The following is a 26244-nucleotide window of genomic DNA, read 5'->3' on the forward strand; positions in this document are numbered from 1 at the left end:
TTTTCATTCCCCTCACAGAAAAGTGAAAGGCAGCTTATTTTTCGCTGCCAAACCATTTCTTCACTAATTTATCCATTTCTCCATTTTCTTGCATTTTTTTAATTACTTTATTAAATTCAGCTGTTTTATCACTATTTTTCGGAAGGGCAATTGCTGCTCCAACTTCTTCTGGCGCTTCTTTAATTTCAATTCCTTGTAAATCTTTCATTTTCTCTAAATAATTTTTAGCAACTGTGTCTTCTATAATTGCAGCGTCAAAACGACCAGCTTTAATTTCTTGTACGATTTCTGGTATACGGTCACGTCCCTCAACTTTGAAATCTACTTGTTTTTTAAATTCTGCAGCTTTCTCTTCTTGAATAGATCCTGTTTGTACCCCTACTTTTTTCCCTTTTAAATCCTCTACAGATTTAATGTTAGAGTCCTTTTTAGAAACAACCATGTTTTTCGCAACAAAATAAATATCTGTGAAATCAACATTATTTTTACGCTCTGCAGTTGGCGTCATACCTGCCATTACGAAATCAACTTTTCCTGAGCTAAGAGATGCTAATAAACCACCAAAATCCATATCTTTCACTTTCACTTCATAACCAAGTTCTTTTCCGATATATTTAGCAACATCAACATCAAAGCCAATAATTTCATCACTTTTTGAAGCTTCTACGTATTCATATGGTTTATAATCTGCTGAAGTCCCCATAACCAGTACTTTCTTATTTTTCCCAGTAACCTTTTCTTCCCCATTACTACAAGCACTGAACATACTTACAATTAAAATAAGTGCAAATGATATTGATAATAACTTCTTCATCTTTCTTCCCCCTAATAATGTATATTTAAAAGTTTAATAGAATATTTATTCGATGTTTGTATTGTATCAGCACTTTCATTTTTATGCAATATATAAAATAAAAATAAATAAATTATCAGTACAAATACCATTTTGTATGTATAAAATACTGTATAAAAAACATAACTATGCATATCCCATAAGTTTTAATACTAAATAAAAAAGGCGGCACATCCACTTGAGTGTGGACGTACCGCCTTTTTGCTTATTTTTATAGTTCTTCGCAATTCTCTTCGAAATAAGATTGTAGTTTTGCAATAACTTGCATCGGTTCATGACCTTCAATTTCATGACGTTCTACCATTGTTACAATTTTTCCATCTTTTAATAAAGCAAATGATGGAGAAGATGGTGGGTACCCTTCGAAATATTCACGAGCTCTTGCTGTCGCTTCTTTATCTTGACCTGCAAACACCGTTACAAGGTGGTTAGGACGTTTATCATAATGTACAGAATGCGCAGCAGCAGGACGAGCAATACCGCCTGCACAACCACATACAGAGTTTACCATTACAAGTGTTGTTCCATTTCTTTTAAACGCTTCGTCTACTGCTTCTGGCGTCGTCAATTCTGTATATCCAGCAGAGACAATCTCTTCACGCGCTTGGCGGACAACATCATTCATAAAAAAGTTAAAATTAATCAATCTTTTCCCTCCTCTAAAACTACCTATTTGTATCTTACCAGTTAATGTTTATGAAATACAAGTAAGTTTACTTGTATTTCAGCATAGAAAAGGTGTTAGAGCTCTTGCTCTAACACCTTTTCTTAATGACCACGATGTTTTTGCTTTGCTTTTTGTATTTTGATTAAACGTCTTCTTTGTTTTTCAGCCTCTCGCTTCTCCTTAGATTGCACTTTCTTTTCTTGTTTATGCAGTTCATAAGATAAGCTAATTGCCTCTTGCGCCTTAGTAAAGCGGTTTACATTTACTTCTTTTGCTGCTTGTCGTATGATCCGCTTTATATTTTTGGGACGCTGTTTTTCTTTCACTTCCACGCCACATTTTGCAAAGTGCTGAAAATACGCTAACATTGAACCGTTCACAAATATAAGCACTTCTTCGTCTGAAGGTTCCGTTCCAAAAATATACCTCGCTCCATACAACTTCCCTTTTTCTTTACATGTAATGATTCCAACAAAAAATTGGCCATCGTGATATACTGTCAAATCCATTGACAGCCCCCCCTAAAAAAAATTAGAAATACGGGACATCCCGGAGGGGAAGGTTACTGACATGAAATCATGCGTCTGGACTACCAACCAGAACTGTGTTTTTGTATTTCTTTCACTATTATTATATCTTTTTTTCCATAATCTTCATATATTCACTAATCATTTTTTTATGCGACCCAACAATATAGTCAGGTAGTTCTGTTAGAGGGAAGAATTTAAGCTGAACCGCTTCTTCTTTGTTCATAACAAAATCTCCATCGTATTCATCCGTATAATAAGCGGTCGTTACAGATTGAAATTCATCACCATTTGCTAATTTTGTAAAATAGTTCGCTCCAGAAAACACATTGATTAATCGTAGGTTCTTCACCTTTATTCCTGTTTCTTCGTATACTTCACGAAAAGCAGTTTCTTCTGGTGATTCACTAAGCTCCATTAATCCGCCAGGCAGCCCCCATTTTCCGTAAGGCTCTGTTCTTTGTTGTAATAATACATATCTATTTTCATTTATAACGAGTACAACAGCACCAACTAAAATTAAAGGGCGATGACCAACTATTTTCCGTAATTCTTCTACATATCCCATCGTATCCCTCCTTTTTCGTTGTCCACACTATTGTATCATATGTATGAAACGACAAAATGCGTATATTTTTCATTTTTTTAACAAAATATTTATTTTATGTGTTTCATCAACTGTAGCTAACAAAATGGATTCAACTTCTGCGTTTTTCTCTAGAAATTCTCTCGCCCATTCTTCTGTTTTCCCTAATAAAGCAAGAACATCTTGCTGAATGCTCCCATCCTTTACTAATATAAAAGAAACTGGAGATTTTTTTCCTGCCACTTTTAAATCAAGTCGAGAAACTGCCTCATATTCTGGATACCGAAATATAGAAACGACACCGTTCGCTTCCCATAATGCTAATTTGATCGTTTGAATATCGCTCACATTTCGCATACGAAGTTCTGAAAATAAATATTCCACCGTAATTCTCGCTTTTTTCAAATTGCTAAAATCAATGGAGCCATTGTGTATAAGAATGATAGGTGCTGGCTCTAAAAAGCGTCTCCATCTATCCCATTTCAACATTAAAACTGAACTTATAATATGAAGTACAACGAGTATAAACGTTGTAATCATCGAGCCCATTAATCCTACTTTTTCATCAGACAATGCGTTAGAAATATTCCCGCCAAGCAATAACACTAATACAACATCTAAAAAGCGAAGTTGTGCGATGGACCTTTGCCCCATTGCTTTCGCAACTAATATTAAAAATATGTATGCTATAATAGCCCGAATAACCCATTCACTATTAGAAAGATGCCGTGCTCCTTCAAAAATATGCATATGCATCACTTTGCACTCCTTACATCCCAAACTGCGAGTCTGTTTTAGTTTGCAACGTTTATGAGTATATATGTAAAAAAGCTGGTTCGTTTAAAAACGAACCAGCTTTTTTTACTTAACGGAAAACATATACTTTTTATACGTTTTTCGTACCGATAATATGAGACCCATCATAATCATATTCGAGAACAAGGAACTTCCCCCATACGATAAGAAAGGTAATGCAATCCCTTTTACAGGCATTAATCCAACAATCATACCGATATTTTGGAATATTTGAACCGTTAATATCCCAATCGATCCAGCACATAATAATGTACCGAATAAATTATCAGCAGAATAACCGATAATAATTGTTCTATATAGTAGTAATAGGAACAAGAATACAACTAACGCTGCTACGATAAATCCACCTTCTTCGGCAATTGTAGCGAAAATAAAGTCTGTATGCTTCTCAGGGATATAAACATTCCCTTCGCCAAACCCTTTCCCTTCCATACCGCCACTACCTACAGCTAAAATTGATTGCTGTGTTTGATAACCTTGATCTGTATGTTCAAATGGATCTAACCAACCTAAAATACGTGATTGTTGGTGCGGTTTTAGTAGCGTAACTAACTTATTAAAGAAGAAATCCTCATACCTTACGTAAATAAATATTAACGTGGATAGTATGGTGACTGGAATAACTGTACATAACGCTATCAATTTCTTCTGAATACCTGACATAAATAAAATACATGCAATGGCAGCAGCGTATAAGAACACCATCCCTGTATCCGGTTGGCTATATACAACAGCCATAGGCGGGAGGGATACTAGCATAATTTTACCTACTAATTTTAAGTCCGTTTGAAATGTCCTTGCCATATACTGCGCATTATGTTTCACTGCTATACTTGCTACTACGAGAAGCAATGAAATTTTGAAAAACTCAGATGGCTGAATTTGTCCAACTAGTGGAAATACAAACCATCTTTTTGCACCTAATTTTTCAGGTGTGAAATTGGAAACCGGTAGTATTTTCAAAAGAATAAGTGAAGCAAATCCAACGATATAAAGTGGCCAAGACAATTTTTGTAATTGATCTAAGTCGATGCTTGCAACAAGCAATAACAATACAACCCCAATTATGTAGTTCAAACCTTGTTTCATTGCAAAGTTTGCCTCTCCATATTGGCCAGTTTGTTGACTGCTATATATAGCAGCTATACTCGTAACACATAATGCTAACAAAATTAATATTAATTTTACATCTAAACTTTTTAGAAACTCGGTACTTCTTTTCATGACATCCTCCTGAAACATTGTTACAGCAAAATAAAAAACCAGGAGTCAACATTCCTCATGTTTTGACGACTGATTACACATTATCTATAAAACACTTATATAGAATAACTCTCTTTTTCATACAATACAATATATTATACTACAGTTTCGTCAGTAAGATTTGCCAAAAAAATTATTCTTTTCTTATTTTATATCCATATACCATATATCAGCAATGTATTTTCATAAATTCCTAATACATAATCGTTCATTGTAAGATTACTGGGAAAGGTATTATACATATAGTAGGATGTAGATGAAGAAATAATATAATAAAAAGCTCGCATAAGCGAGCTTTTTATTTAATATACAGATGTATTATGTTCTGACGTATTTTCTAAAATTTCTTTTACACGTCCTAAGAACTTACCACAAATTAAGCCATCTAGTACACGGTGATCAAGTGATAAACATAAGTTAACCATGTCACGAGCACCAAACATGCCATTATCCATAATTACTGGGCGTTTTACAATTGATTCAACTTGTAAAATAGCCGCTTGTGGGTAATTAATAATACCCATAGATTGAACAGAACCGAATGATCCTGTGTTATTAATTGTAAATGTTCCGCCTTGCATTTCGTCCGCTTTTAACGATTTCGTACGTACTTTTCCTGCAAGTTCTGTAATTTCACGAGCGATGCCTTTAATTGTCTTCTCGTCCGCATGTTTAATTACTGGTACAAATAGTTCGTCCTCTGTTGCAACAGCGATAGAAAGGTTAATATCTTTCTTCTGAACGATTTTATCGCCAGCCCACATTGAATTAATTTGAGGGTATTCTTTTAACGCTTGTGCTACTGCTTTTACGAAGAAAGCAAAGAACGTTAAGTTAAAGCCTTCACGCTTTTTGAAATCACCTTTAATTGAATTACGGTATGACACAAGGTTTGTCACATCTACTTCAATCATCATCCAAGCGTGTGGCGCTTCGTGTTTACTACGTAACATGTTCGCTGCGATTGCTTTACGCACACCTGTTACTGGAATTTCGATATCGCCAGGCATTGTTGGTACAGAAACTGGTTTCGCAGATTCTACTTTTTGCGCTACTGGCGCTGCTTTTGGTGCTTCTGGACGCGCTTCTACTACAGCTGCTACCGTTTCCTCTTTCTTCGCCGCACCTGCTTGCGGAATATTTCCAGATTCCACTAGCTTTAAAATATCTTTACGAGTGATACGGCCGTTTGCTCCCGTACCCTCTACTAGATCTAAATCAACGTTATGCTCACCCGCAAGTTTTAACACAGCTGGTGAAAAACGAGGTTTTCCATCAGTTGGTTGTTTTGCTTTCGGTGCTTTTTCAGGCGTAGCTACTCCTGCCTTTGATTCTTCTTTTGTTTTTTCCTCAACAGCTGTTGCTGCTACTTCATCTGCGCCTTCTACTTGAATTACACAAACTACTTCACCTACAGCTAACGTATCACCTTCACTAGCGATTAACTCTTTCACAATACCAGTGAAAGAAGATGGTACTTCAGCATTTACTTTATCAGTCATTACTTCTGCAAGCGGATCATATTTATTTACGTGATCGCCAACATTAACGAGCCATTTACTAATTGTACCCTCTGTAACGCTCTCCCCGAGCTGAGGCATTGTAATATTTTCTACAGCCATGTATAGTCCCCCCGATTAAAATTCCGCAAGTTCACGCATTGCTTTTTCAACTTTATCTGGATTTACCATAAAGAATTTTTCCATTGTTGGTGCATATGGCATTGCTGGAACGTCTGGACCCGCAAGACGTGCGATTGGTGCGTCTAAATCAAACAGACAGTTTTCAGCAATAATTGCTGCCACTTCACTCATAATACTTCCTTCTTTATTGTCTTCTGTTACAAGAAGAACTTTACCTGTTTTAGAAGCTGCTTCAATGATTGCTTCTTTATCTAATGGATATACAGTACGTAAATCAAGAATGTGTGCAGAGATGCCATCTTGCGCTAACTTTTCAGCCGCTTGAAGAGCAAAATGAACACATAATCCGTATGTGATAACAGTAATATCATCACCTTCACGTTTTACATCTGCTTTTCCGATTGGTAATACGTAATCATCTTCTGGCACTTCACCTTTAATTAAGCGATATGCACGTTTATGCTCAAAGAATAATACTGGATCTTCATCACGAATTGCAGCTTTTAGTAAGCCTTTTGCATCATATGGTGTAGAAGGGATAACGATTTTTAAACCAGGTTGGTTTGCAAACATCGCTTCTACAGATTGCGAATGATACAATGCACCGTGAACACCGCCGCCAAATGGCGCACGAACTGTAATTGGACAAGTCCAATCATTATTAGAACGGTAACGAATTTTTGCTGCCTCAGAAACAATTTGGTTTACTGCTGGCATGATGAAATCCGCAAACTGCATTTCAGCGATTGGACGCATTCCATACATTGCTGCACCAATTGCGACCCCAGCGATTGCAGATTCTGCAAGTGGTGTATCTAGCGCACGATCTTCACCAAATTGATCATATAATCCGTGTGTCGCTTTAAATACGCCACCTTTTTTACCAACATCTTCACCTAAAACGAATACTTTCTCATCGCGTTCCATTTCCTCGCGCATTGCTAATGTAATAGCATCAATATAAGACATTACAGCCATGAAACGTTCCCCCCTATTCTGCGTATACGTGCTTCAATGCATCTTCAGGTGCTGCATACGGAGCATTTTCTGCATATTCTGTTGCTTCGTTTACGATATGCATAATTTCGTCTAACATTTGTTTTTCAGATTCCTCAGTTAACACGCCAACCTCTTTTAAATAAGCAGCAAATGTTACAATTGAATCATTTTTCTTCGCTTCTTCTACTTCTTCTTTATCACGATAAACACGATCATCATCGTCACTTGAATGTGCTGTTAAACGATATGATACTGTTTCAATTAAAGTTGGACCTTCACCACGGCGGCCACGGTCTGCTGCTTCTTTTACAGCTTTATATACTGCAAGCGGATCGTTTCCGTCTACTGTATATCCAGGCATACCGTATCCAATTGCACGGTCGGATACATTTTTACATGCTAATTGTTTTTCAACTGGAATAGAGATCGCGTATTTATTATTTTCACACATAAAAATAACAGGTAACTTGTGTACGCCAGCAAAGTTTGCACCTTCATGGAAATCACCTTGGTTGGAAGAACCTTCACCGAATGTAACAAACGTTACTAAATCTTTCTTTTCCATTTTTCCAGCTAATGCAATACCAACTGCATGTGGTACTTGCGTTGTTACTGGAGATGAACCTGTCACAATACGATTTTTCTTTTGACCGAAGTGACCAGGCATTTGACGACCACCAGAGTTTGGATCTCCAGCTTTCGCGAAACCAGATAGCATCAGTTCTTTCGCTGTCATACCAAACGCTAGTACAACACCCATATCACGGTAGTATGGTAATGCATAATCTTTCTCTCTATCAAGAGCGAATGCTGCTCCAACTTGTGCTGCCTCTTGTCCTTGACAAGAAATTACGAATGGAATTTTACCAGCACGGTTTAATAACCACATACGTTCGTCGATTTTACGTGCAAGTAACATCGTACGGAACATTTCTAATACTTGCTCATCACTTAAGCCAAGCTCTTCATGGCGCTTTTCTTTTACTTCTGCCATTTTTCATAACCTCCTAAATCCACATTTTTATGCGTGTAACGCTTTTCCATCTACAGCTAATGCTGCTTCACCAATCGCCTCAGATAATGATGGATGCGGATGAATTGTATGTGCTACTTCCCAAGGTGTTGCATCAAGTACTCTTGCAAGACCCGCTTCAGAAATCATATCTGTTACATGCGGTCCAATCATATGAACACCGAGAATATCATTTGTTTCTTCATCAACTACAAGTTTTACGAAACCATCTGATTCGCCGTATACAAGCGCTTTTCCGATTGCACGGAATGAGAACTTACCTACTTTTAGCTTATAGCCTTTTTCTTTCGCTTCTTGTTCTGTTAAACCGACAGAAGCAACTTCCGGACTGCTATATACGCATTTTGATACCATAGAATAATCAATTGGTGTAACTTCTTTACCAGCAATATGTTCTACTGCAACAATTCCTTCATGAGAAGCAACGTGAGCAAGCTGTAAGCCACCGATTACATCACCGATTGCGTAAATATGAGATTCTTTCGTTTGATAAAACTCATTTGTTTGAATGTATCCTTTTTCCACAACGATATCCGTATTCTCTAAACCAATATTTTGCGTATTGGCTTGTCGTCCTACAGATACAAGCATTTTTTCTGCTTTAAATTCTTTATTCTCACCGTTATGTTCAGCTTGAATTGTTACTCCATTATCTTTTACCAATGTTTCTGGTAATACTTTTGCACCAGTTACCACTTTAATACCTTTTTTCTTGAATAGACGTTGCATTTCTTTTGAAACGTCTTGGTCTTCTAGTGGTAGTATCGTTTTCGCATACTCTAATACTGTAACTTCTACACCGAAGTCAGCAAGCATAGATGCCCACTCAATACCAATTACACCGCCACCAACGATAATAATCGAGCTAGGAAGCGTTTCCATTTTTAGGGCATGATCGGAAGACATTACATACTCTCCGTCTAATTCTAAACCTGGTAATGAATTCGGACGAGAACCTGTTGCAATAAGTACATTTTTTGGAATTAACATTTCATTCTCTTCTCCACTTGCAAGTTCAACTGAAATTGTCCCTGGCATCGGAGAGAAAATAGATGGGCCAAGAATACGGCCAATACCTTCAAACACATCAATTTTACCTTGTTTCATTAAGTGCTGAACACCTTTATGAAGTTGCGTTACAATCTTCTCTTTACGCTCTTGTACTTTCGCAAAGTTTAGTTCTACATTACTTGCAATAACTCCGAACTCTTCGCTTTTTTTAGCAGTTGCGTATACTTCCGCACTACGTAAAAGGGCTTTACTAGGAATACATCCTTTGTGTAAACAAGTACCACCAAGATTTTCTTTTTCAACAAGTGCAGTTTTTAACCCTAGTTGTGATGCACGAATTGCAGCAACATATCCACCAGTACCGCCGCCAACGATGACTAAATCATATTCTTTTGCCATTATCTCAACCCCTAGCTACCGTTTCTTTTTCACGTACAATATATTCTTTTGGAGCTTCTTCTTCACGTAGTACACGAAGTGCCCCTTCTGCTAATGCTTGTAATTCATCTTCTCCTGGATGTACGATAACATCTGCAATCCAGTCTACTCGTTCTTTTATTTCATCAACAAGAATTTTACTGTAAGCAAGTCCACCAGTTAATACGATTGCATCGATTTTCCCGTGAAGTACAGCGCTAGCTCCGCCAATCTCTTTTGCAACTTGATATGCCATAGCTTTATAAATAAGAGTTGCTTCAGGATCACCTTTTTCAACCATTTGTTCTACTTTAATCGCATCATTTGTACCGATAAGACTTACAAGTCCACCTTGTCCGACAAGTTTTTTAATCATTTCATCTCGGTAATACTCACCAGAGAAACACATTTCTACTAGTTGCCCTACTGGTACTGTACCAGCGCGCTCTGGACTAAATGGGCCTTCTCCGTTTAAACCGTTATTTACATCGATTACTCTTCCTTTTTTATGAGCACCAACTGTAATACCGCCGCCCATATGTGTAACTAATAAATTTAAATCCTCATATTTGTGATTTAACTGTTCAGCTACTTTACGAGCAACTGCTTTTTGATTTAATGCATGGAAAATACTTTTGCGTTCCATACCAGCAATACCACTTATACGAGCAATAGGCTCCATTTCATCTACAACGACAGGGTCTACAATGAATGCCGGAATATTTAATCCAGAAGCTATTTCATATGCTAAAATGCCCCCAAGGTTTGAAGCGTGATGACCGCTAAAACCATTTTTTAAATCTTCTAACATCGCATCGTTTACTGTGTATGTTCCGCCTTCGATTGGACGAAGTAATCCCCCACGGCCACAAACTGCGTTTAATTTTGAAATGTTAATACCGTGAGAATGTAGAACTTCTAAGATCGTTTCTTTACGAAACTCATATTGGTCGATAATTCGCTTATATTTTCCAATCTGTTCTTCGTCATGACGAATAGTTTCTTCTAAAACGGGTCTTTCATTATCAAAAACACCAATTTTTGTGGATGTACTACCCGGATTAATAACAAGAATTCGATTTACAGACACTGTTGCTACCTCCACTAATAAATTCAAAAGGAGGTGGAAACCTCATAAGAGGTAACCACACCTTTTGTAAAAGTAATATATGAATGATTAGCGACGGCTAATAATGTCGTGACCGTTGCGTAAGTATGTGCTACGAGAGTTTTTCAAGCTTGCAATGCGCTCTTCAGCTAGACGATCAGCTGCTACATAAGTTGCAATGCCATCGCGTTTTGAAATTTCAATTACTTTTGCAATTGTGTCATAAATTGATTCTACGCGTTTTAATGCACGTTCTCTATTGTATCCATATAACTCGTCTGCTACGTTAATTACGCCACCTGCATTAATTACATAGTCTGGTGCGTATACAATACCCATTTCATGAATGATGTCGCCGTGACGATCTTCTTTTAATTGGTTATTTGCAGAACCTGCAATTACTTTTGCTTTAAGTTGTGGAATAGTTTCGTCATTAACTGTTGCGCCTAATGCACATGGTGCGTAAATATCACATTCAACACCGTAAATTTCATTTGGCTCAACTGCTGTTGCACCGAATTCTTCTACTGCACGTTGTACAGCTTCTTTATTAATATCTGTAACGATTAGTTTTGCGCCTTCAGCGTGTAAATGTTTGCATAGGTGATATGCTACGTTACCAACACCTTGAACAGCAATTACTTTTCCTTCTAAATTATCAGTACCGAAAGCCTCTTTCGCAGCAGCTTTCATACCACGATAAACACCGTATGCAGTTACTGGAGATGGGTTACCAGAAGAACCGAATGATGGTGAAATACCTGTTACAAAGTCAGTTTCTTCGTGGATAATATCCATATCATCTACTGTTGTACCAACATCTTCAGCTGTAATGTAACGTCCGTTTAGTCCTTGAATATAACGACCTAATGCACGGAACATTGCTTCGCTCTTATCTTTACGTGGATCACCGATAATTACTGTTTTCGCACCACCTAAGTTTAAACCAGCTGCTGCGTTTTTATATGTCATCCCTTTTGCAAGACGCAATGCATCTTCAATCGCCGCTTCTTCAGAATCATATGTCCACATTCTTGTTCCACCAAGAGCAGGTCCAAGTGTTGTATCATGAATTGCAATGATTGCTTTTAAACCTGATTCTTTATCTTGACAAAATACTACTTGCTCATAATCATATTTTTCTAAGTATTCGAAGATTTCTAATGCCATTGTCGTTTCCCCCTAATGTTTTACCCTATTTGGTTTATTTTGAAGCAGTGGCAACTGCCAATGCTAATGAATATACTTTTGTTTCTGCTGAATCAGCACGAGATGTTAAAACAATCGGTGCTTTTGCGCCAGCAATCATTGCTCCTACTTTTGCATCCGCAAAGTATACGAGTGATTTATATAGCACATTTCCAGCTTCAATTGTTGGGACGAGTAAAATGTCTGCCTTACCTGCTACGTCACTTACTATGCCTTTATGTTCTGCTGCAATTTGTGATACTGCATTATCTAAAGCAAGTGGTCCATCAACGACACAATTTTTAATTTGTCCGCGGCGATTCATTTGAGTTAACATCGCTGCATCAATTGTCGCTTGCATCGCAGGATTCACAACCTCTACCGCTGCAATTGGGGCTACCTTCGGCGAATCAATTCCTATTGCCCGGGCAACTTCTACAGTATTTTGTATAATAGCAGCTTTTTGTGTTACATCAGGTGCAATGTTCATTGCTGCATCTGTAACAAAAATGAGACGATTGTAGTTTGGAACTTCAAATGCTGCAACGTGTGAAAGTACGCTACCTTTACGAAGTCCCCACTCTTTATTTAATACAGCTTTCAAAATATTTGCTGTTGGGATGTTCCCCTTCATAAGCACATCTGCTTCGCCATTTCTTACAGCTTTAACAGAAAGTTCTGCAGCCTCAGCACTTGACTGTGTTGCAATCACTTCAATATGTTCTGAAGTTTGTAAACTATGTTCTTGTAGCATCCCCATTATTTTTTCTTGATTTCCATATAGACGAAATTGAGCTAGCTGTAATGTAATTGCTTTCGCTACAGCTTCAATTACTTCATGATCTTCAGCTACTGCTACAGCCACAGTTTTTTTAGGCTGGCCTGCCGCTTGATCAATTAAGTGTTCTAACTTCATATTTTGTAATCAACCCTTTCCGTCGTCCCTCGTCTTTTTATTAAGCAAATACCGTGCCAACTTTTTAAAGTGGTCTTACCAATAATGAAAACGCATTCAAAACACAGTAAAATCAATACTTTGGAAAATAACAAAAGATTCTGTCTTATTTTGTCGCTTTTTGTATACCATGCAATAAATTGCATGGTACGCAATTTATTGCATGCTATTTTTTGCACACTCATATTTTTCTAGCTTGTAATATAAATTTCGAACCGAAATCCCTAACGCTCTGGCTGTTTGTGTTTTATTTCCACCAAATCTCTCTAAATATTCATGAATGATATTCCCTTCAAACTCCGTCACTAAATGCTCAAGTGGCTTTTCTTCTAACTCAGGTAATAAATGAGCTTGCTTTGACTCCACCTGCTCTTCGTTATGTAATGGCGGTAAATGTTGTACATCTATATAGGTCTCGTTATAATTCATAAAGATTATAGCTCTCCCCAAAATATTTTCAAGTTCCCTCACATTTCCTGGCCATTCATATGATTGTAAATATGAAATAGCCGAATTAGTGAGTCCCTCTATATTTCGGCCATAATCTTGGTTAATTTTTTGAATTAACCTGTCTGCGATTGCCGGTATATCCCCTTTACGCTGACGAAGAGATGGGATTTGAATTGGAATTTTATTTAATCGATAATATAAATCCTCCCTAAACTTCCCTTCTAGAATGGCTTTTTCTAAATTCACGTGCGTCGCTGCAATTACTCTGACATTGATAGGAATTGCTTTCGTTCCACCAACTTTTACAATTTCTTTCTCTTGCAAAACGCGAAGGAGTTTCGCTTGCGTATTTGCAGATAGTTCCCCTATTTCATCTAAAAAGATGCTGCCGTTATTCGCTTCCTCAAAGAATCCACGTTTTCCCCCTCTTTTCGCACCAGAAAATGCCCCTTCCTCATAACCAAACAATTCACTTTCTAACAACGTCTCCGAAATAGCCGCACAGTTTACACGAACAAACTTATTATATTTCCGATTACTTCCATTATGGATAGCATGCGCAAACAATTCTTTACCTGTCCCCGACTCCCCGCGTAACAACACTGTTGCTGGTGTATTCGCCCCCAGTTTCGCCTGTTCAATAGCAGCCGTTGTTTCATCTGAATTTCCGACAATGTCATCAAATGAATATTTTGCTTCTAACGTTCGAATAATTTGCCTCGCTCGATTCAATTCATTTGTTAACTTTTGAATTTCTGATACATCACGAATTACACCAACGCTTCCTTTTAATATTCCATCTACAATGACCGGTGCTACATTTACAATTACGTCTCGCTTTTTTTGGCCAATCTTCATATGTATTCCTCGTACCGCCCTACGTGTTCGAAGAACTTTCATATGCATACTTTCACCTTCTACAATATCGGTTGTAGCCGGCTTTCCAATAATGTCCTCTTCTGTTAAACCTGTTAATTTCGTATATGCAGGGTTAATTACTAATCCTCGACCTTTTTCATCCACGACCGAAATAGCTTCCTCAGACGAGTTAATAATCGCCTCAAGTAACGTTTGAATCTCCTTTAAATCTGTAACTTCTTCCGCAAGATCTACAACCTCTGTTATATCTTTAAAAATCGCAAATGCCCCTTGCACTTCTCCTCCCTCTTTTAATATTGGAATACGGGTTGTAATAATTTTCTTTCCATTCTCAAGCGTCAATTCATAATTTACTTCTATTTGTTTCGTACGTATAATACGAAGCAACTTACTAGTCGGAATAACTTCTAAAATATATTTCCCTACCGCATCTTCTTTTTTATACCCGATAATACGCTCTGCACTTTTATTAAATAGGCGAACTTGTCCCTCTCGATCAATCACAATCATACCGTCATGCGTAGAATTTAAAATCAAATCACCTTGCTGCGTTTGCTCTTCTAACTTTCCAATTAAATCTTCCTTCTCATGTGCTAATCTCGTAACAATCTTTGCAATATCACCTGGTATAAGAAGAGTATCTTTATGCTTTTTCTTTAATAAATCTTTATGTAAATCATCGTCACCTGTCATATCAAACATTACATCAATGTGCATAGAAAGAAATGGAGTCACACTCTCTCCAATTGCAATCCCGTATTCCTTTGCCATCTGTAACCCTTTTGCTATCGGATTTATATCAATAATCCCTATAATTTGAAATATATTCGAACTCTGTAACAGACGCAGCAGTGTACTACCACCTTCACCTGCACCAACAATTAAAACTTTTTGTTTCATATATTACACTTCCTCTCGGAGTATCTCTGCAAAATTTTTCACACCCTTATCTTACTCGTTCAGCCCCCTCTTGACAAACCCCCTTTTCATATAACATCATTAAAATAAACAAAATAATCTGAAAAGGAGCGTTTATATGCAGCGTTACCTTGCTCTATTATTAGCACTCATCCCTATTTCATTAGCTGTGTTTGGCATTAAGTTAATGAGAGATACCGTATTCGGGATTTTATTTCCTCCACTCTCTATACTATGGTTACAATTTTTAATCGGGGCTCTCTGCTTCGCGCTCGGATTTTATATCTTTGGTGGTTTCGTCTTACACCGAGATCGTAAACGAAATAAAGTACAAGCTCGCTTTCGAAGATAGGATAGGAAATCTCTACTATTTACAAATAAAAAAATGAGACCGTTACAAGCGGTCTCATTTTTTTATTTGCAATAACGTTCTTGCCGTTTCAGGATAATCCGTAATAATCGCCGAAATATTCATATCAAAATATTTACGCATAAGTGTTTCTTCATTAATTGTATAGGGCCGAACTTCTACATCACTTTCCATCGTTAATTCAGCAATGGCATCTTGAAGGTAACGATAATTCGGATGCACCGCAGTAGCTCCCATCTTTTTTGCATATGCCCACGGGCTATGCAGGCCTTCGCGATATAAAATCGCTGTTTGAATATCAGGAGCCATCATATGACACCTTTTCATACTGTAGTGATTAAATGAAGAAAATATAACACGATCTTCTAAATTAAATTTCCGTACAAGCGTTATAACTTCTTCTTCTAAACCTCTGTATGGAATTTTATTGTTTTTAAGTTCAATATTAAGTAGCAACTCTGTTTTTTCAATCCATTGTAACACCTCTTCTAAAAGGGGTATTTTACAAAATCCTACTTTATCACCAAATTTATAGCTCGCATCTAATTTACATAAATCCTCATATAAATAATTTCGAACCGCACCTTTTCCATTCGTTGTCCGGTCCACTGTTTCATCATGAATGACGACAACCTTTCCGTCTTTCGTTAATTGAACATCAAGCTCAATTCCATCTGCCTTAAAAGATTCAGCTGCTTCAAATGAAATCATCGTATTTTCTGGGTATGTTCCCGCTGCACCACGATGTGCAAATATAAGAGTCATCCTCACTCCCCCAATCTTATGCTATACTATACGAAAAAGGAGGTACTTCTATGAGACCATTACAAATTTCTCCAGACACTGCAGTCCGCCTATCAAAAGCACTAGGTGTTCCACTTGAACAACTTATGCATATGCCGCAGCACATTTTAATTCAAAAGTTAGTTGAATTAGAAAAACAAAATAAAGACGAAGAATAATACAGTCCTGTTTCACAGGACTTTTTATTATTTTCTATTATATCACGGATGACTTGCTTGCTAAAATCCCTCATTGGATATACCATGATTCAATTTAACCTTCACTTCGAACATGTACAATAAAAAGACCAACGAATTCTAACATTCATTGGTCATTAATTAAAAAGTTCATTGGTTTTAAATTTACTATCGAGTATACATTTCAAGAATTATTAAGCTTTATTAAAACTTAAATCCCTTACTTCTTCTATTCTCAGCTAGCCTTATGTTCAAGTCTCAGCTTATCCGCAACCATTGCGATGAACTCTGAGTTCGTAGGTTTTGCTTTTGACATAGATACTGTATAACCGAAAGCTTTAAACGTTGATATATATACGTTTCTAACATTTTCTTTTCGTCCAATAAATACGTTAAATTTCACGCCCTTTATTGGTTTCGTTTTTCTTAATTCATTGGTAACATTACATTACTAATGTGTATAAGAATATAATACATATTCACAGGGGCAAACGTCAATAGAATTCAATGATATCCACGTACTGTTTCACGTTACCCTCTATTCAGCTTCTTGATTTACGACTATATCCTTATTCCTATAGTCTAAGTTGGTACGTATTTGAAGCTTTCCCCTGTCCTACTGTAACCAACAATAGCCCCTGTTCTTTTAGTTCTTTTATTGCCTTTGATGTTGTATTACGTTTAGCCCTTAAATAGTCTTGTAACTGGTTATAAGATAACTTTACTGGTGCTTTATCCGCTTCTAATTCTTTCATAATATATAGTAACAACAGTTCTGTTTTATCTAAGTTAGTGCGTTTGAACAGTGCCAACCGCAATCCCCTTCCCTTGTTCTGTCATTTAGCACTCATACTAATGGTGCCTTACACTTCATATAGTACATATTAATTACTATAAAAACAATAACCCCCCCTTAACTTGTAGGCTATATATATTAAAAAGACTTATGCGTAATTCACATAAGTCTTACTTTTGTTATTCATAAGTAATTATTATTCGTCTTCGCAATTACATAAGCTAGAAAACAATTCTTAAAAGGATGAACCAATAATGCACCACTCTACAAAAATAGACTTGATATCTATTAAATATAGTAGTCAGGATTTTCATCCATTTTAATTAAAAACTCCTCTAAAGAATCCGCTATTTTTACGTCCACAGAGTAAATTGGACATTGACCTAATTCATTTTCCTGCTTAAATTTAATTGTTAAAAAGCTAAGTTCTGTTACTTCAAAAAACACCAATGATTCTTCATCATCTACACCATCTATATTAGGGTCATATTCATAGATATCTTGTCTCAAACGAAAATCCGCAACAGAAAATGGGTCCATAAATCTGTTAAAAAAGAACTTACTTGATGCCTCTAAAAAACCATAACCAATTTCTTTATAAAAAATTTTCAATTCTTTAGGGAATTTCATTTTTAATAAATCTTCTGCTTCCTCTATCTCTTCTTTTGGCAAAAGGTAAAAAATAGGGGTTTGATTAGATTTAATACTTTCGTCTGCTACAATATGTTTTTTCAAAAAGTTAAACATAATTTTTACTACCTCCTTATTACAGAAGGGCTGTTCTCAATGCTTCTTCAAGCATTGTATTGAAATCATTATATGTTTTCATCACTGTGCCAGATGGTTTATCAAGTTCTAAGCAAGTACCATCAGATAAGTTTTTACAAAACCAAGCAATACTTGAATCTCCAAAGAAAAGATACTCTTTTTGAAATTCATTTTCATACCAAATCTTATTCGTGTCTATAAATCCACAAATCGGTTCGTTTCTTTCTGTTTCTAGTAAAGAAGGGTCAACTCCATAAATAACTAGTCCACCAAAATCTAAACCATTTACGTTTTTAATAAACTCCTCAAATTCACTCGGTAAATCAACATTAAATTTCTCTTTCACACGTTCTCTTAATCTATGAACTTCAGTATCTGTTGCTGGTGTGTTCAGATTAAAGTTAACACTTTTCAGTATATCTTCAATTTCTAAAATCAGATTTTTCCACATATAAATTTCACCATTGCTTCAGCTTGAATCTGTTCAAAAATTTCTTTTTCATTTCCCTCATAATTGTTTAACATTCTTAGAATTTCTGAAACCTTTGCATCTATGTTACTAACTCCTATCAGTTATTTTAGGACTTTTTTTACATGTCCGTTTCTGAATCCCATACCTCTATAAATTCAAAACCTTTTAAATCACTTTCTAACACTGCATTTCTAAATTCATCTGATACAAAAACGGAAGTAGGATGGATTCTTTGATTTATATATACTTTAAAAATCATTTCATTGTGAACAATGTTAGGAATAAATGCGAATTTTTCACATCCTATTACTAAACCTGTGATTAATTTTTTAAAGATTGCTTTATTACTATCAATTGCATCTAGTACATTTAAAACATGGACTACATAATATACTTCATTTGTTTTATTATGAACAAGTGGAAGAAACTCAACATCAGCACCTATTAAAGGTTCTAATAATTTTTTTGCTTGTTCACTAATCATTATTGAACCAGTTTCCCCCCAAAAATGCGGACAGTCGCTAGGTTTATCTCCTTCTATACATTCAATAAATATTTCTCCCCATGAATCTAGTAAAATTGCAGTGGAGTTGAACTTCCCTTCAAAATATTTTTTATCCTCTTTATATTTCAATAGCTGGAAAGACTGGTAATCATCAAACGAACTTCTCAATTCCCAAATTTTCATTTTTTATTCTCCTTCGAGATTTAATATATTTACAAATTATTTCGATTTATTTAATTTTAAACTCCCCTCTAATAAACGTATCCTTATGTCATGTAGGGCTGCAATAGCATCAGCTTGAGTACCACCGTATACTTTAACTTCTTTTAACACTCTAGCCACTTCATCTGCATATTCTGCTGAATGACTACCGATATGTAATGCTTCAGTAGTTACATAATCATTCACTTTATATGGTAAAAATACCCCATTAGCAGCAGAGTCATGGTGGATTCCAAACTCTTCTAATAATTCTTGTGCTTCAATAGCTTTGTTATCCTTCCAAGGAACCAAGTGATGTGCTGCATTAGAATATGGGGGTGGTTCAATCCCTGCATCCTTAAGTTCTTCACGTAATATTTTAGATGCTGTATACGAATCAGGATACTCATTTTTCACTTCAACTCTATCAAGAACTTTATCCGCATAATCTTTTATTACTTCTTGTACACCTTTAACTCTACTTCTTCCACCAGTTTCAGAAAACATAAATGTATCACGGGCTTCTTGTAAAGCTTCAAAAGTTTTTATCTGATTGCTACCAAAGCCACTAGTACCTGCAAATGCAAATCGTTCTTTTAATGGTAATTGATTCGAAACGGACGAGATACCTTCTGAGAATTTTGTTAGATTGGTACCTTTTGAAAGTGTAGTTACTTTACTTATTCCTTTATCCCCAAGCCATCCCAATCCAAGTCCCATAAAAATACTTGTTCCCCATTTTGTACGACTTTCCGCATCACCATGCCAAAAATCATTCATAAATGAATCCGAAACAGCATTCCAAGCAGTAAAGGTTGTCTCTATAGGGTGACCTATAGCATACTTAATATTTTCTTTTGTTACTGTATCGTCTAGTGAATCAAATCCTTCTACAATCCCCCCAATAACTTGCCCAGAACCAACGTATATACCGTCCCAAATTTTTCTAAGCATAGATTTTTCAGAGGGTTTGCCGCACATTGCCCCTTCTTCTACCTTTTCATCTGATAAATTCCCATCAACTAAATTACCATCATAACGTTCATCAGCATTACGAAACTTTTCAGCAGCGTGCATTAGTTCTTCTGCAATCTTATCAAACTCCCGAAACACATTAAACATTTGAGGTTTTGTTTCATTAAACATCTGATAAAACCTTTGACTCGTTGCACCGTTCCACATTGCAGCTACGTATTCCGTTTGGTTATATAAATCTTTATGTATTTGTTCTAACCTATTTTTAGTTTCAAGAACAAGCTTTGCTGACTGTTCTAGCCGTTCTGGCGTAACCTTTATTTGCGTCACGCTACCCCTTCTCCATACAATATTTCACACAAGAATTATATCATGTGGAGCTATTTCACTGTACTAAATATTGGGAATTTACGACCCGAAAAAATTTTAATCCCACCTTTTAAAGAAGTTGAAACGAAGCTGTCTGCTATTTAAAACAAATAAACACGGAAATCCTATCAAAAATATACCTCCACTTAACTTCTTCTTTGCAGAATCAAGCATCCATCTTACTCTTTCAGAGTGATTTATATAATATAAACAAAAACTTTAATCAGTCGATTTTGTTCGTCCCCATTAATTATTCGAACCAATTGGGCGGTTACAGGCAGTTGATCTCCCGCCAATTTTCAAGACAGGAGTCTTACCGTCCATTAATGCGAGATAAATCACCTAAATCTCGATATGATAATTGTATGCTTTCTATCAACAAAAAACCTCCTAATTCTCGGAATTAAAATCCCAATAATTAAGAGGTTTTTAAATTAACCGCCAATTACCTATGTACTTTATTGCCTACATACGCAATTCGTTGGTTATTAAATTTTGTTATGAAACACGCTTAACACTTTGATATTACAGCGTTTACGAAGCCTTATGTTCAAGTCTCAGCTTATCCGCAACCATTGCGATGAACTCAGAGTTCGTAGGTTTTGCTTTTGACATAGATACTGTATAACCGAATAAGGACGAAATAGAATCGATATTCCCACGACTCCATGCTACTTCAATTGCGTGACGGATTGCACGCTCAACGCGGCTCGCTGTTGTATTATATTTCTTCGCGATATCTGGATACAATACTTTCGTAATAGATCCAAGTAATTCGATGTCATTGTACACCATAGAAATTGCTTCCCTTAAGTACATGTACCCTTTAATATGAGCAGGCACACCAATTTCATGAATGATACTCGTAATGCTTGCATCTAAGTTTTTCGGTTTTCCATCTACTGTTGTTGCTGATCGGAAAGATGGCAGTGGACGTTTAATAGTAGCGTTCGCTTTACCGCTCACTTGACGAATATGACTCGTTAAATTCTCCATATCAAATGGTTTTAATATGAAATATGACGCACCTAAGTCAACTGCTTTTTTCGTCACATCTTCTTGTCCAAACGCTGTCAACATAATTACGCTAGGCTGTCTTAACCTTTCAATATGGCGCATTTTCTCTAGTACAGCTAACCCATCTAAATGTGGCATAATAATATCTAATACAAGTACATCCGGCTGCTTATCTTTTAATAAATTTAAACACTCTTGACCATTATAAGCAGTACCAATTACTTCCATATCCTCTTGAGCAGCTACATAACTCTCTAGCATTGATACTAATTCTTTATTATCATCCACAAGACATACTTTAATTTTCTCCACAGCTTTTCCTCCCTTACCGAATCGATTCTCCGACATGTGTATCCTTCTAGGCTACATGAATTGTTCGACAATTGTGTGAAAATTCCCTTTTAAAGTTTGTTACTTTCCGATAAAATCACAAAAAAATATGTTTATCGTTTATTTATTCCTTTTCGCAACACATTCCATCATAGAAAAACAACGAAACGTTCAACCCTTTCCTTTTATTTTACAACAAAAAACACCTCTTGCGGAGCTTTTACAAAATTTCAACGAATTTTTCAATAGAAAAACGAGCTAATTATTAATTAGCTCGCTTTTCTTTCTTGATCATAAATGTTAATTCCAGCCTCATGTAACATCCATTCAATATGAACACCATATCCTGATGTTGGATCATTTACAAATACATGTGTAACAGCGCCAATTACCTTTCCATTTTGTACAATTGGACTTCCGCTCATCCCCTGTACGATACCACCTGTTTTCGCTAATAAACGTTTATCTGTTACTTTTATTACCATGCCTTTTGTTGCCGGAAACTTTTGCGGTACTGTACTCACAACTTCAATATCAAACGCTTCCACTTTATCTTGATCAATAACCGTTAATATTTTTGCTGGTCCTTCTTTTACTTGATGAGATAGTGCAATAGGCATTGCTTTATCCATTACGCCATTTGTCATATTTGTATTCAATTTGCCAAAAATACCAAATGGACTATTTATTGTAATATTGCCAATCACTTCACGATCAGGTGAGAACCTCGCTAATTTCTCCCCTGGATTCCCATGACTACCTCTTTCAATTGATGTAACTGTCGAACGCATAATTTGTCCATCTTCGACTTGAATCGGCTTTTTCGTATCATTATCAGAAATAACATGACCAAGTGCCCCATATTTCATAGAATCAGGATGAACAAATGTCATTGTTCCGATTCCAGCTGCCGAATCACGAATATATAAACCAATGCGATAAGACGATTCTCCACTGTCTTTTTGTGGTGTTAATTTAGTGCGGATATGCTTTCCATCCCTTAGCAAAACGAGATTAAGCGGTTCGCCTGTTTCCCCACTATTATGAATAAATGGTGCTACATCACTCATTCTTTCAATTGTTTTACCATTAATTTCAGTAATCATATCTCCAATTTGCACACCAGCTGTTTCACCAGGAGATAATTTCCCTTTTTCAGTTTGAATTAAATGATGGCCTACAACAAGTACCCCTTTTGTGTTTAACTTTACACCAATTGATTGTCCACCTGGAATAACTTTAAAATCTTTTAATACTCTCACATTTACTTTTTTCACTGGAAAACCAGCAAGCTGAAACACCATATCTGCTTCACCATTTTGATGAGAATTTACCATAAGTCCTTGTTTTTGTTCATTTGAACTTACTGTAAACACATGACGATCTGTAGATGAAGCTTTAAATACTGGTAATGAAGCTATTTCTGATTGTTGTCCTTCAAAAACAACAAGTTGCTTCGGAGATGAAATAAACGTCCGAAGCGGTTTAAAACACCCAATAAAAACTAAAGAAACAAGGAGAAAAATACCTATTATTTTGCGAAATCTTTCTAATTTCAATTTGTTCACTCTCCTCGCTCCTACCCCACATTCAGCCTTTTGGCTTCACTTTTTAATCTCTCCTTGCAATGCTTTATTTATAACCGGAAGAATTAAGAAATCATCATTTGAGAAAAAAAGCTATCCATTACTGGATAGCCTCTGCTGTCTGTTTAAAATGATGCGCTTGCGTAAGTAATTCTTTCGCATGTTCTGTCGTTAAATCTGTAATTTCCACACCAGAAATCATTCGAGCTATTTCTGTTACTTTATCCTCCATAGTTAAAACGGTAACTGATGTAATTGTTCGATCATTTGCTACTTGTTTTCGAATAAATAAATGCGAATCCGCCATTGAAGCTACTTGAGGTAAGTGCGTAATACAAAGTACTTGTGAGTTTACTGATACTCGATAAATCTTTTCCGCAATAGCCTGTGCGACCCGGCCACTTACACCAGTATCCACTTCATCAAAAATAACAGATGCAACACCTTGATGCTTAGAAAAAATGCTTTTTAAAGCTAAAATAATACGGGATAACTCTCCGCCAGAAGCAACCTTTGAAAGTGGTTTTAGCGGCTCACCCGGATTTGTTGAAATATAAAATTCCACATGATCGTAACCATCCGCTGTAAGCCTTACCGGTGCTCCCTCCACGAGAGGCTCTTCTGCATTTCCTTCTCGCTTCATAATTCTCACTTCAAATTTTGTTTTTTCCATATATAATTCTTTTAATTCCTGATGAATGGCATTTGTAAGATGCTCTGCAAGTTCATGACGCATATTACTTAACAACGTTGCTTCTTTCAGAATAACACTTTCTAATTCCTTCAACTGTTTCTTCGTCGTTTCAATATGAACGTCTTTATTTTCAATCGTAAAAATTTCTTGTTCAATTTTATCAGCATACGCTAAAATCTCTTCTACAGTATTTCCATATTTTCTCTTTAGCATACGAATTTCATTTAAACGCGTTTCAATTTCATCTAAGCGATTCGGATCATATTCCATCATATCGAGCTTTTCTCTTAGTTGATAGGCAACTTCTTCTAATAAATAATAACTATTGGCAATGGAATCATGATTTTCTTGATACACTTCATCTAAATGTGTAATACTCTCCATTTGTCCCATTGCGCTTCGTACATTATCTAACCCTTGTCCGTCAGCACTTAACGAGCGATACGCATCCCCTAATGCTTTGTAAATTTTTTCGAAATTAGAAATTTGCAATCGTTCTTCAGTTAAGTCATTTTCTTCATCTATCTTTAAATCCGCTTTACGGATTTCTTCATGCTGAAATTGAATTAAATCTAAACGATGTGCCATTTGTTGTTCATTTTCACTTAACGATTTCAACTGTTTTTTTAATTTCTCATAGTCAGCATATACGTTTTGGTATATATCTAATTGTTTAACGATACGCTCTCCATCAAAATGATCGAGCATAAATAGATGACGTTCTTCATTCATTAAGTCTTGCGTTTCGTGTTGTCCATGAATATCAACAAGTGTTTTTCCAATTTCTTTTAATACACTAAGGGTAACTAGTTTTCCATTTACACGACATACACTTTTTCCGTTTGCAGCGATATCACGCTTCAAAATAATCATGCCATCTTCTATTTCTATATCCAACTCTTCTGCTTTTTCAATACATGGATGCTTATCATCTTCCACATAAAATAGCCCCTCTATCTCAGCTTTTTCTGTTCCGTATCGAACAAATTCTGCTGAACCACGGCCACCTACAAGTAAACTAATCGCATCAATAATAATCGATTTTCCGGCCCCTGTTTCACCACTTAAAACCGTTAATCCTTTTTGAAAAGAAATATTTAATGCCTCAATAATAGCAAAGTTTCTAATCGATAATTCCGATAACAATGCCCCATTCACCTCGTTATAAACTAATCCCCTATGAAGGGCTTTTCTCAGTTCTTTATTCAAATAGTCATACTATATGTTTGTATGTATAAATTACTTTTCTAACCGCTCCATTGTACCAAACATTTGTTTTACGGGTCAATCCACCTATTCCCTAATTTTATTCAAAGAAAATATTATATTACAATTAAGAATTCACGTTTTTAACCAATAAAAATATCCTGTTCGCTTTCCACTTTACAGAGGAAAGCAAACAAGATTTTTTGTTACAGCATATTTAAGAAACGATCAGAGACAACACCTGTATCTTCAGGTGTACGGCAAATAATTAAGCAAGTATCATCACCACAAATGGTTCCGATAATCTCATCCCACTCTAAATGATCAATAAGTGCCCCAAGTGAATGAGCGTTACCAGGCAATGTTTTTAGCACAAGCATATGTCCTGCCGTGTCTAATTTTACAAATGAATCCACTAGATTGCGTTTTAATTTTTGTAACGGGTTAAATCGTTGATCTGCTGGCAAGCTATATTTATAGCGACCATCATGTAATGGCACTTTCACTAAGTGCAATTCTTTAATATCGCGCGATACTGTCGCTTGCGTTACATTAAATCCCTCATTACGTAGAATATCAACTAATTCATCTTGTGTTTCAATTTCTTTGTTCGCAATAATTTCCCTGATTTTAATATGGCGCTGACCTTTATTCATACATTT

At 36.1% G+C, this 26244-nt stretch carries 26 protein-coding genes and 1 pseudogene; 2 read left to right on the forward strand and 25 right to left on the reverse strand.

Going from position 1 to position 26244, the window contains the following annotated elements:
• Window positions 1-34 precede the first annotated feature (34 nt).
• From BGI23_RS19995 to BGI23_RS20070, 14 genes are all read right to left on the reverse strand, one after another.
• On the reverse strand, window positions 35-814 hold the full coding sequence (locus BGI23_RS19995; protein ID WP_000735480.1) for a transporter substrate-binding domain-containing protein: 780 nt from the start codon (window positions 812-814) through the stop codon (window positions 35-37).
• Between the two features lie 250 nt (window positions 815-1064).
• Entirely contained in the window at window positions 1065-1478 is a 414-nt protein-coding gene (locus tag BGI23_RS20000; RefSeq protein WP_001998211.1) for a BrxA/BrxB family bacilliredoxin, read from the reverse strand.
• A 143-nt stretch (window positions 1479-1621) separates the two neighbouring features.
• Window positions 1622-2029, reverse strand: a complete 408-nt coding sequence (locus BGI23_RS20005) for a YjdF family protein (protein ID WP_070806813.1) — start codon at window positions 2027-2029, stop codon at window positions 1622-1624.
• A 121-nt stretch (window positions 2030-2150) separates the two neighbouring features.
• Complete coding sequence (locus tag BGI23_RS20010; protein ID WP_014481752.1) at window positions 2151-2615, reverse strand: NUDIX hydrolase; 465 nt, start codon at window positions 2613-2615, stop codon at window positions 2151-2153.
• Window positions 2616-2684: 69 nt separating this feature from the next.
• Complete coding sequence (locus tag BGI23_RS20015; protein WP_044793833.1) at window positions 2685-3389, reverse strand: DUF421 domain-containing protein; 705 nt, start codon at window positions 3387-3389, stop codon at window positions 2685-2687.
• A 105-nt stretch (window positions 3390-3494) separates the two neighbouring features.
• Window positions 3495-4673 (reverse strand): FtsW/RodA/SpoVE family cell cycle protein, encoded by a 1179-nt coding sequence (locus BGI23_RS20020; protein WP_000831200.1) that lies wholly within the window; start codon window positions 4671-4673, stop codon window positions 3495-3497.
• A 341-nt stretch (window positions 4674-5014) separates the two neighbouring features.
• Window positions 5015-6334 (reverse strand): dihydrolipoamide acetyltransferase family protein, encoded by a 1320-nt coding sequence (locus BGI23_RS20030; RefSeq protein ID WP_070806814.1) that lies wholly within the window; start codon window positions 6332-6334, stop codon window positions 5015-5017.
• A gap of 15 nt (window positions 6335-6349) precedes the next feature.
• Complete coding sequence (gene bfmBAB / locus BGI23_RS20035) at window positions 6350-7333, reverse strand: 3-methyl-2-oxobutanoate dehydrogenase subunit beta (protein WP_000290076.1); 984 nt, start codon at window positions 7331-7333, stop codon at window positions 6350-6352.
• 13 nt (window positions 7334-7346) lie between these two features.
• Window positions 7347-8348: a 3-methyl-2-oxobutanoate dehydrogenase subunit alpha gene (bfmBAA, locus tag BGI23_RS20040; protein ID WP_000852555.1), complete on the reverse strand. Its 1002-nt coding sequence runs from the start codon at window positions 8346-8348 to the stop codon at window positions 7347-7349.
• A 27-nt stretch (window positions 8349-8375) separates the two neighbouring features.
• Window positions 8376-9797 carry a dihydrolipoyl dehydrogenase gene (gene lpdA, locus BGI23_RS20045; protein WP_001051291.1) on the reverse strand — a complete coding sequence of 474 codons (1422 nt, stop codon included), beginning with the start codon at window positions 9795-9797 and terminating at the stop codon, window positions 8376-8378.
• 4 nt (window positions 9798-9801) lie between these two features.
• A complete protein-coding gene (gene buk / locus BGI23_RS20050; protein ID WP_000115774.1) occupies window positions 9802-10905 on the reverse strand; it encodes a butyrate kinase in 1104 nt (367 codons plus the stop codon).
• A gap of 87 nt (window positions 10906-10992) precedes the next feature.
• The gene (locus BGI23_RS20055; RefSeq protein ID WP_001162675.1) at window positions 10993-12093 is read right to left on the reverse strand and encodes a leucine dehydrogenase; all 1101 of its coding nucleotides are present in this window, start codon (window positions 12091-12093) and stop codon (window positions 10993-10995) included.
• Window positions 12094-12127: 34 nt separating this feature from the next.
• A complete protein-coding gene (gene yqiS, locus BGI23_RS20060) occupies window positions 12128-13027 on the reverse strand; it encodes a phosphate butyryltransferase (protein ID WP_070806815.1) in 900 nt (299 codons plus the stop codon).
• 195 nt (window positions 13028-13222) lie between these two features.
• A complete protein-coding gene (locus BGI23_RS20070; RefSeq protein WP_000811007.1) occupies window positions 13223-15295 on the reverse strand; it encodes a sigma-54 interaction domain-containing protein in 2073 nt (690 codons plus the stop codon).
• Window positions 15296-15431: 136 nt separating this feature from the next.
• Here BGI23_RS20070 and BGI23_RS20075 point away from each other — a divergent pair, with 136 nt between their 5' ends.
• On the forward strand, window positions 15432-15665 hold the full coding sequence (locus BGI23_RS20075) for a DUF2627 domain-containing protein (RefSeq protein WP_001190187.1): 234 nt from the start codon (window positions 15432-15434) through the stop codon (window positions 15663-15665).
• Window positions 15666-15719: 54 nt separating this feature from the next.
• Here BGI23_RS20075 and BGI23_RS20080 read toward each other — a convergent pair whose 3' ends face one another.
• The gene (locus tag BGI23_RS20080; RefSeq protein ID WP_044793830.1) at window positions 15720-16448 is read right to left on the reverse strand and encodes a glycerophosphodiester phosphodiesterase; all 729 of its coding nucleotides are present in this window, start codon (window positions 16446-16448) and stop codon (window positions 15720-15722) included.
• Between the two features lie 50 nt (window positions 16449-16498).
• On the opposite strand from BGI23_RS20080, the gene BGI23_RS20085 reads away from it, so the two are divergent.
• A complete protein-coding gene (locus BGI23_RS20085) occupies window positions 16499-16645 on the forward strand; it encodes a YycC family protein (protein ID WP_001247671.1) in 147 nt (48 codons plus the stop codon).
• Window positions 16646-16898: 253 nt separating this feature from the next.
• Here the strand turns inward: BGI23_RS20085 and BGI23_RS28765 are convergent.
• The 10 genes and pseudogenes from BGI23_RS28765 to argR form a co-directional block, all read right to left on the reverse strand.
• Window positions 16899-16997 (reverse strand): annotated as a pseudogene (locus tag BGI23_RS28765) (sporulation initiation factor Spo0A C-terminal domain-containing protein); the annotation flags it as partial.
• 241 nt (window positions 16998-17238) lie between these two features.
• Entirely contained in the window at window positions 17239-17475 is a 237-nt protein-coding gene (locus BGI23_RS20095; protein WP_070806816.1) for a winged helix-turn-helix domain-containing protein, read from the reverse strand.
• A 272-nt stretch (window positions 17476-17747) separates the two neighbouring features.
• Window positions 17748-18206 (reverse strand): SMI1/KNR4 family protein, encoded by a 459-nt coding sequence (locus tag BGI23_RS20100; RefSeq protein ID WP_070806817.1) that lies wholly within the window; start codon window positions 18204-18206, stop codon window positions 17748-17750.
• Between the two features lie 19 nt (window positions 18207-18225).
• Window positions 18226-18678 carry a YrhA family protein gene (locus BGI23_RS20105; protein WP_070806818.1) on the reverse strand — a complete coding sequence of 151 codons (453 nt, stop codon included), beginning with the start codon at window positions 18676-18678 and terminating at the stop codon, window positions 18226-18228.
• Window positions 18679-18817: 139 nt separating this feature from the next.
• Window positions 18818-19387 (reverse strand): imm11 family protein, encoded by a 570-nt coding sequence (locus BGI23_RS20110; RefSeq protein ID WP_070806819.1) that lies wholly within the window; start codon window positions 19385-19387, stop codon window positions 18818-18820.
• Between the two features lie 36 nt (window positions 19388-19423).
• Window positions 19424-20710, reverse strand: coding sequence for a WXG100 family type VII secretion target (locus tag BGI23_RS20115; protein WP_083322785.1), 1287 nt, complete (start codon window positions 20708-20710; stop codon window positions 19424-19426).
• A gap of 573 nt (window positions 20711-21283) precedes the next feature.
• Window positions 21284-22078: a sporulation transcription factor Spo0A gene (gene spo0A, locus BGI23_RS20120; RefSeq protein ID WP_014297988.1), complete on the reverse strand. Its 795-nt coding sequence runs from the start codon at window positions 22076-22078 to the stop codon at window positions 21284-21286.
• Window positions 22079-22365: 287 nt separating this feature from the next.
• Window positions 22366-23664: a SpoIVB peptidase gene (gene spoIVB / locus BGI23_RS20130; RefSeq protein ID WP_070806820.1), complete on the reverse strand. Its 1299-nt coding sequence runs from the start codon at window positions 23662-23664 to the stop codon at window positions 22366-22368.
• 118 nt (window positions 23665-23782) lie between these two features.
• On the reverse strand, window positions 23783-25522 hold the full coding sequence (recN, locus tag BGI23_RS20135) for a DNA repair protein RecN (protein WP_000947749.1): 1740 nt from the start codon (window positions 25520-25522) through the stop codon (window positions 23783-23785).
• 266 nt (window positions 25523-25788) lie between these two features.
• The gene (gene argR / locus BGI23_RS20140; protein WP_001032581.1) at window positions 25789-26238 is read right to left on the reverse strand and encodes an arginine repressor ArgR; all 450 of its coding nucleotides are present in this window, start codon (window positions 26236-26238) and stop codon (window positions 25789-25791) included.
• Window positions 26239-26244 lie beyond the last annotated feature (6 nt).

Source organism: Bacillus sp. ABP14, assembly GCF_001831375.1.
Lineage (GTDB): Bacteria > Bacillota > Bacilli > Bacillales > Bacillaceae_G > Bacillus_A > Bacillus_A paranthracis.